This window comes from Streptomyces sp. NPDC088350 (genome assembly GCF_044753545.1).
Classification (GTDB): domain Bacteria; phylum Actinomycetota; class Actinomycetes; order Streptomycetales; family Streptomycetaceae; genus Streptomyces.
This window is the reverse complement of record NZ_JBIVNL010000021.1, coordinates 137,022-144,636: the sequence shown is the minus strand read 5'-3', so window position 1 is coordinate 144,636 and position 7,615 is coordinate 137,022. Positions and strand designations below refer to the sequence as shown.

The window sequence follows — 7,615 nt, the reverse complement described above, 5'->3', positions numbered from 1 at the left end:
GGGGGATATAACCACCTCCCCCCCCACCCCCCCGTTTCATGTTTATTACACCCCCCCCCCCCAACCCCCCCGGGGGGGGGGGGGGGGGGGCACCGGGGGGGGGGGGGGGGGCCCCCCCCGGGGACGGCCACCCCCACCCACCCGCACCCTCACAGACGCGGATCCACCGGCTCCGACTCCAACGCCAGCACCCCGAACACCGCCTCGTGCACACGCCACAGCGGCTCCCCCTCCGCCAGCCGGTCGAGCGCCTCAAGACCGAGCGCGTACTCCCGGATCGCCAGCGACCGCTTGTGGTTCAGGAAACGCCCCCGCAGCCGGGCGAGGTTGTCGGGCCGCGTGTACTCCGGACCGTAGATGATCCGCAGGTACTCACGGCCACGGCACTTGATACCGGGCTGGACGAGTCGACCCGCCTCGCCGCGCACCACCGCGCCGACCGGCTTGACGACCATGCCCTCCCCGCCCCGCCCGGTCATCTCCAGCCACCAGTCGACGCCGGCCCGTACCGACTCGGGGTCGCCCGTGTCGACGTGGAGGCGCCGGGTGGTCTGCAGCAGGCCGGTGCTGTCGTGTTCCACCAGCCGGTCCAGCAGGGCGAGTTGGTCGTCGTGCGGGAGTCCGGCGAGGCTGCGGCCCTGGACCGCGAGGATCTGGAACGGGGCGAGCCGGACACCGTCGAGGCCGTCCGTGGTCCAGCAGTAGCGCCGGTACGCGTCGGTGAACGCCGAGGCGTCGGCGGCGCGTTCACGCTGCCGGGACAGCAGCTCGGCCACGTCGACACCCCGCCCGGCGGCACCCTCCAGCGCGGCCAGCGCACCCGGGAACACCGCCCCCGCAGCCGCACCGACCGCGGCGTACTGACCGCGCAGCAGCCCGGACGCCTTCAGCGACCACGGCATCAACTCCGCGTCCAGCAGCAGCCAGTCGGTCTCCAGCTCCGCCCACAGGCCCGACTCGTCGAGCGCGGTGCGCAGTCGGCCCAGGATCTCCTCCGTGACCGCCGCGTCGTCGAAGAACGGGCGGCCCGTGCGCGTGTACAGCGATCCCGTCGGGCCGTCCACACCGAACCGCTTCGCCGCCGCCTCCGCGTCCCGGCACACCAGCGCCACCGCCCGCGAGCCCATGTGCTTCTCCTCGCACACGACCCGCGCGACCCCGTCCTGCGCATACTGTGCGAAGGCCTCGGCCGGGTGCTCCAGATAGCCCTCGATCCGCGAGGTCGCCGTCGGTGCCATCGTCGGCGGAAGGTACGGCAGCAGGCGCGGGTCCACCGCGAAGCGGCTCATGACCTCAAGGGCCGCCGCCGCGTTCTCCTCGCGTACCGACACCCGGCCCGCGTACCGCGTCTCCACCACCCGGCGCCCGTGCACGTCCGCCAGGTCGAGCGGACGGCCGTCGTGGCCGCCGGGTGCCTCGCTCCGCAGCGGGCGGGTCGGCTCGTACCAGACCTGCTCGGCCGGTACGTCGACCAGCTCCCGCTCCGGCCAGCGCAGCGCGGTCAGCTTGCCGCCGAAGACGGCACCGGTGTCCAGGCAGATCGTGTTGTTCAGCCAGGTGGCCTCGGGGACCGGGGTGTGACCGTAGACGACCGCCGCGCGGCCCCGGTAGTCCTCGGCCCACGGGTAGCGCACCGGCAGGCCGAACTCGTCGGTCTCGCCGGTGGTGTCGCCGTACAGCGCGTGCGAGCGGACCCGGCCGGAGGTGCGGCCGTGGTACTTCTCGGGCAGGCCGGCGTGGCAGACCACGAGCCGGCCGCCGTCGAGGACGTAGTGGCTGACGAGTCCGTCGATGAACTCCCTCACCTGGGAACGGAATGCGTCGGTCTCCTCCTCCATCTGCTCGATCGTCTCCGCCAGGCCGTGGGTGTGCTGGACCTTGCGGCCCTTGAGGTAACGGCCGTACTTGTTCTCGTGGTTGCCCGGTACGCACAGCGCGTTGCCCGAGCCGACCATGGACATCACGCGGCGCAGCACACCGGGCGAGTCGGGGCCGCGGTCGACGAGGTCGCCGACGAAGACGGCCGTACGGCCCGCCGGGTGGACGCCGTCGTCGTAGCCCAACTTGCCGAGCAGGGTCTCCAGTTCGGCAGCGCAGCCGTGGATGTCGCCGATGATGTCGAAGGGGCCGGTGAGGTGGGTCAGGTCGTTGAAGCGTTTCTCGGTGACGACCGTGGCGTTCTCGATCTCCTCGACGCCCCGCAGCACGTGCACCTTGCGGAAGCCCTCGCGCTCCAATCCCCGCAGGGAGCGCCGGAGTTCGCGGGTGTGGCGGGTGATGACGCGGCGCGGCATGTCGGCCCGGTCGGAGCGGGAGGCGTTGCGCTCGGCGCACACCTCCTCCGGTACGTCGAGCACGATGGCGATGGGCAGGACGTCGTACTGCTTTGCCAGGTCGATCAGTTGGCGTCGGCTGTCCTGCTGCACGCTGGTCGCGTCGACGACCGTGCGGCGGCCGGCGGCGAGGCGCTTGCCCGCGATGTAGTGCAGGACGTCGAAGGCGTCCCGGCTGGCGCTCTGGTCGTTCTCGTCGTCGGCGACCAGGCCCCGGCAGAAGTCGGAGGAGATGATCTCGGTCGGCTTGAAGTGGCGGTGCGCGAAAGTGGACTTGCCCGAACCGGAGGCGCCGATCAGCACCACGAGGGAGAGGTCGGTGACGGGCAGGGTGCGCACCTTCGCGGGGGTCTCGTTCGTCATGCGGCCTTCTCCTCCTTCACGGTACTCACGCTGAACACAGCCATCTGGGTGGGCGGTCCCACCTCGGGGTCGTCGGGCCCGACCGGCACGAACTCGACGTCGTAGCCGTGCCGTTGGGCCACCTTTCCCGCCCAGTCCCGGAACTCCGCGCGCGTCCACTCGAAGCGGTGGTCGCCGTGCCGGACGTGTCCGGCCGGGAGGGTCTCCCAGCGGACGTTGTACTCGACGTTCGGGGTCGTCACCAGGACCGTGCGGGGGCGGGCGGCGCCGAACACCGCGTACTCCAGCGCCGGCAGCCTCGGCAGGTCGAGGTGTTCGACGACCTCGCTGAGCACGGCGGCGTCGTACCCCTTGAGGCGGTTGTCGGTGTAGGCGAGCGAGCTCTGGAAGAGCTGGACGCGCGAGGACTGCCGCTCCCCCATGCGGTCGAGCTTGAGGCGGCGGCCGGCGATGGTGAGCGCCCGCATCGACACGTCGACGCCGACGATCTCCGTGAACCGGGTGTCCTTGAGCAGCGCCTGCACCAACTGGCCCTGCCCGCAGCCGAGATCGAGCACACGGGCGGCACCGGAGGACCTGAGCGCGTCGACGATCGCTTCCCGGCGCCGGACGGCGAGCGGCGTCGGCCTCTCCTCGGCCTCCGTCTCCGCCGCGACGGCGTTGTCGATGTCCTCGACCTCGCTGTCGTCCGCCTCCGCGAGCCGTACGAGCTCCAGTCGCTCCATCGCCTCCCGGGTCAGGGACCAACGGCGGGACAGATAGCGGCTGGTGATGAGTTTCTGCTCCGGGTGCGCGGGCAGCCAGCCCTCACCGGCGCGCAGCAGCTTGTCGACCTCGTCGGACGCCACCCAGTAGTGCTTGGCGTCGTCGAGCACCGGAAGCAGCACGTACAGGTGGCGCAGCGCCTCGGCGAGGGTCAGCGTCTCCGATTCGAGTACGAGACCCACGTACCGCGAGTCGCCCCACTCGGGGAACTCGGCGTCCAGCGCGACCGGTTCGGCCGTCACCGTCCACCCGAGGGGTGCGAAGAGCTTGCGTACGAGGTCGGTGCCGCCCCTGGCGGGCAGCGCGGGTACCTCGACGCGCAGCGGCAGCGGCTGCCCGGCGCGCTCGGGGCGGGCGTTGCACACACCGCGCATGGCGCTGGAGAACACCGCGCTCAATGCCACGGCGAGCAGTGAAGAGGCCGCGTACGGGCGGTCGTTGACGTACTGCGCGAGTGCCGCGTCGGGCGCGCCGCCGCGCCCCTTGCCCTTGCCGCGCCGGACCAGCGCCACCGCGTCGACCTCCAGCAACAGCGCCGCCGTGCAGCGCTGGGCATCCGCCTCGGGGTAGAGGACGTGCGCCGTGCCGTAGGACGTGGAGAACGTCTGCGCCTTCTCGGGATGCTTGTGCAGCAGGAAACCGAGGTCGGTGGCGGGGCGTTCGGGGGTGCCGGTGGTGGTGATCGTCAGGAACACGGTGGGTAGGCCTCGAAACGTCTTCTGAGCTGCGGATACTTGTCGTGCGGTCCACTGCCGTGCACATTCCGTGCACACGCGCCGAATGCCGGGGAACCGCAACGATAGGAGAGCGCGCCTCGGCGATCACTGCTCCGGAGCCGTCCTCGCCCTCGTAGTGATGTGCACGCCACGCAGCGATCAGCCGGCCACGCGGCGCCCCTGGTTCAGCGCGCCTCCACAACGTACAGCGAACATCCCTCACGTACTCAGGCATTTTCCCTCCCCCGCACACGCCCGGCCGCCGGTACCGGGGCCGCCTCCGGCAGGCCGGTCGGAGGGGTGCGTCCAGGGAAGTGGTGTACGGGTTCGACCTGATCCGGGGCTGACGGTTGGCGAGGCAGGCTCCTGCCGAAGCAGCGCGGGCCCAGCCCGGTCCGCCACGGGCTCTCCGGAGGAAAGACACCCCCACGACAGGCTGCGCACAGCACGTCGTCAGGTGAGCGCCGGTCCCGTCCCCGCGCCGAGGTCAGCTCCGCGTGCCACCAGTGGCAGCCGGCGCGTCGGAAGCGGGAGTGATCCGCCCCCTGACCAGCTGGAGGAACTGTCGTACGAAGGAGTTCTGGTAGAACTCCCGCACGGCGATCTTCGGTACACCGAGCTCCTTGACCTCGGCCAGTACGCGCACGACCAGCAGCGAGTTGCCGCCCAGCGCGAAGAAGTTGTCCTCAGGGCCCACCCGCGTACCCAGGTGCCGGCTCCAGATGTCCAGCACGTCGCGCTCCAGCCGGTCGGCGGACCCGGTCCCGACGGGATCCGGGGACTCCGCCGCCGGCCGAGGGGCAGTCGGTGCGGGGAGCCGTGCGACATCGACCTTGCCGTTGATCGTCAAGGGGATGGCACCGAGCTCTGTGACCGTTGCCGGGACCATGTAGTCGGGCAGCAGCTGCCTGGCGTGCTCCGCGACCACGGCCACTGTCGCGTCCTTCTTGAGCACTACGTAGGCATCCAGCCGGTCGGCTGCTCGATCGCCGCTCTCGTCGTGGTGGACGACGACGGTCGCCCCGGAGACGGACGGTGCTCCGAGCAGAACGTTGCGGATCTCGTCCAGCTCGATCCGGTACCCGCGGATCTTCACCTGGCTGTCGATCCTGCCCAGGTGTTCCAGGGACCCGTCCGGCCTCATGCGGCCCTTGTCGCCACTGCGGTAGATCCGCTCACCGGTCACCGGGTCGATGACGAAACGTCGCGCCGTGAGCTCCGGCTGCCCCTGGTAGTGACGGGCGACTCCCGCTCCGCCGACCCAGATCTCGCCCGCCGCTCCCACCGGCAGAACCTCTCCTCGCGGTCCGCGTACGGACACCGACCAGCCGGGGAGCGCCGGGCCCACCGACCGGCTCCCCCGCAGAGCCTCCTGAGGCGTCACGGTCTGCGCCGTCACGTGGACGGTGGTCTCCGTGATCCCGAACATGTTGACCAGACGGCACTCCGCCTCGGGGTGCCGGGCGAACCAGGGCAGCAGCTCGCGGGCGTCCAGCGGCTCGCCGCCGAAGATCACCAGGCGCACCGCGAGCCCGGCGGGCGATTCCCGGTCCTGTGCGACGAGGGGCAGGAAGGCGGAGGGCGTCTGGTTGAGCACGGTGACGCGTCGTTCGGCGAGCAGTGCGTGGAACTCCCCCGTGTCCCGCGTGATCCAGAAGGGCACCACCACGAGTTGCCCGCCGGTCAGCAGACAGCCCCAGATCTCCCAGACGGAGAAGTCGAACGCGCTGGAGTGGAACATCGTCCAGACGTCGTCCGCGCCGAGCCCGAAGTCCTCGGTCGTGCCCTCGACCAGGGCCAGCACGTTGCGGTGCGGGACGACGACGCCCTTGGGCCGTCCCGTCGATCCGGATGTGTAGATGATGTAGGCGGGGTCGTTCTCGTCGCAGGGTGCGGTCCGGCCGCGGGAGGCGCTCCGCTCGCCGAGCCGGAGCAGCTCCTCGGGGGACACGGACCGAACGCCCTCGACGACCGGGAACACGTCGGCTGCGGCGACGACGACGCGCACCCCGGCGCTGCCGACCGTGTAACGCAGGCGCTCGTGCGGGTACTTGACGTCCATGGGTACGTAGGCGCAGCCGGACTTGAGAATCGCGAGCAGGGTGACGACGAGGGTCGCGTCGCGCTCCAGGCACACGCCGACCGTGCTCCCCGGCACCGCCCCCGAGGAGCGCAGCCCCTCGGCCATGAGTTCCGCCTGCTCATCGAGCCGGCGATAGGTCAGAGTGCGGGTGCCGTCCGTGACGGCGACCGCGTCCGGACGGCGGCGTACCAGGTCCTCGAAGCGCCCGTGGACGGTCGAACCGGCCGTGGGGGTCGCGGCGACCGGAGGAGTCGCTCCCCGCCGCACGATGTCGGCGGCGCGTTCGGCCGGCATCAGGGGGGTGGCCGACAGCGGCAGTTCTTCCCCTGACCCGCCCAGATCCGCCAACCACTGTGCGACATGGGCCACTTGCTCGGCGAAGGCGTGCGCGATCCGCGGATCGATCACACCCTCGTCGTACCAGCAGGTGCCGCTCCAGGACCGGTCCGGGCGCTGCTCGGCCTGGAGCGTGAGGGGGAAGACGGGCGCGAGGCAGGGGTAGTACTGCCGCGCGTCGTCCCACTCGCCGAAGACCATGCCCACGGGGATCGCGAGGCCACCCCCGAGTTCTGTCGCCGGTTCGCCGGCCGGCTCCGGTGTCTCGGGCCAGCCGGCGAGGAACCCGGCGACGGACATGGTGTCGTCGGACTTGAGGACGTACGTGGACAGCGCGTCGGGTCCTGTCGCGTCGGGGTCGAGCAGGGCGATCCGCGGTGTCTCCTCGGCGTCGTACCGGGCCAGGACGATGGCGGTCGCGGCGGTCAACAGCTTCTGGTCCACCGGGTTTTCGCGGACCGTCGTAGCGAATCGGGCCGCGCCGACGACACCGCGGCGCGCGGGGTCACCGAGACCCCATTCCGGCCCCGCGAGCGGGACGGCCCCCGCCCCGCTCGTTTCACGCGCGGTGCCGTGCCGACCTGCGCGGGGCAGGCAACCGCCGGTCAGGAACCCGGCCAAGTCGCTCAGTGCCGCCCGGGACAGGGCGTCCCGGGCGGCGACCAGCACCAGATCGGCGACGTCGTCCGTGTACCGCACGAGCGTGATGCGCAGCCGCGGACCCGAGGTGGCGCGCAGCGGCCGGCGGGCTTCCTGTTCCGCGTACTGCTGCGCGCCCGGTGCCGTCGAGCGCTCCCGGGTGCGCCGTTCCCACAGCACGCCTTCGGCGAGTTCGCCGACCTGTTCCAACCGTCGCCGAAGCTCACTGCCGCTGGGGGGTCGCGGGCACCCGACCGTCAGGCTGTGGCACAGGGCGGCCGGCTCGTGGCAGTGCGGCGGCACGGACCAGTGGGCTGTCGCCATCGGGGAACTCCTGTCGGTGCGCCAAGAAGGGTGCGGGGAACACGGTCGGCCGACGC

Annotated in this window: 3 protein-coding genes; all 3 read right to left on the bottom strand. The window is 71.6% G+C overall.

The features are described 5' to 3' along the window. Window positions 1-149: 149 nt before the first annotated feature. Window positions 150-2,696 carry a polynucleotide kinase-phosphatase gene (locus tag ACIQBL_RS46060; protein WP_401954510.1) on the bottom strand — a complete coding sequence of 849 codons (2,547 nt, stop codon included), beginning with the start codon at window positions 2,694-2,696 and terminating at the stop codon, window positions 150-152. Continuing rightward, window positions 2,693-4,156, bottom strand: a complete 1,464-nt coding sequence (locus ACIQBL_RS46055; protein ID WP_401954507.1) for a 3' terminal RNA ribose 2'-O-methyltransferase Hen1 — start codon at window positions 4,154-4,156, stop codon at window positions 2,693-2,695. Before ACIQBL_RS46055 ends, ACIQBL_RS46060 begins: the two co-directional genes overlap by 4 nt. A gap of 508 nt (window positions 4,157-4,664) precedes the next feature. Continuing rightward, a complete protein-coding gene (locus ACIQBL_RS46050) occupies window positions 4,665-7,559 on the bottom strand; it encodes an amino acid adenylation domain-containing protein (RefSeq protein ID WP_401954504.1) in 2,895 nt (964 codons plus the stop codon). Window positions 7,560-7,615 lie beyond the last annotated feature (56 nt).

Bases quoted from the DNA above. Each gene is read 5' to 3' on its own strand.
- ACIQBL_RS46060 (WP_401954510.1), bottom strand. From the start codon at position 2,696: ATGACGAACGAGACCCCCGCGAAGGTGCGCACCCTGCCCGTCACCGAC.
- ACIQBL_RS46050 (WP_401954504.1), bottom strand. From the start codon at position 7,559: ATGGCGACAGCCCACTGGTCCGTGCCGCCGCACTGCCACGAGCCGGCC.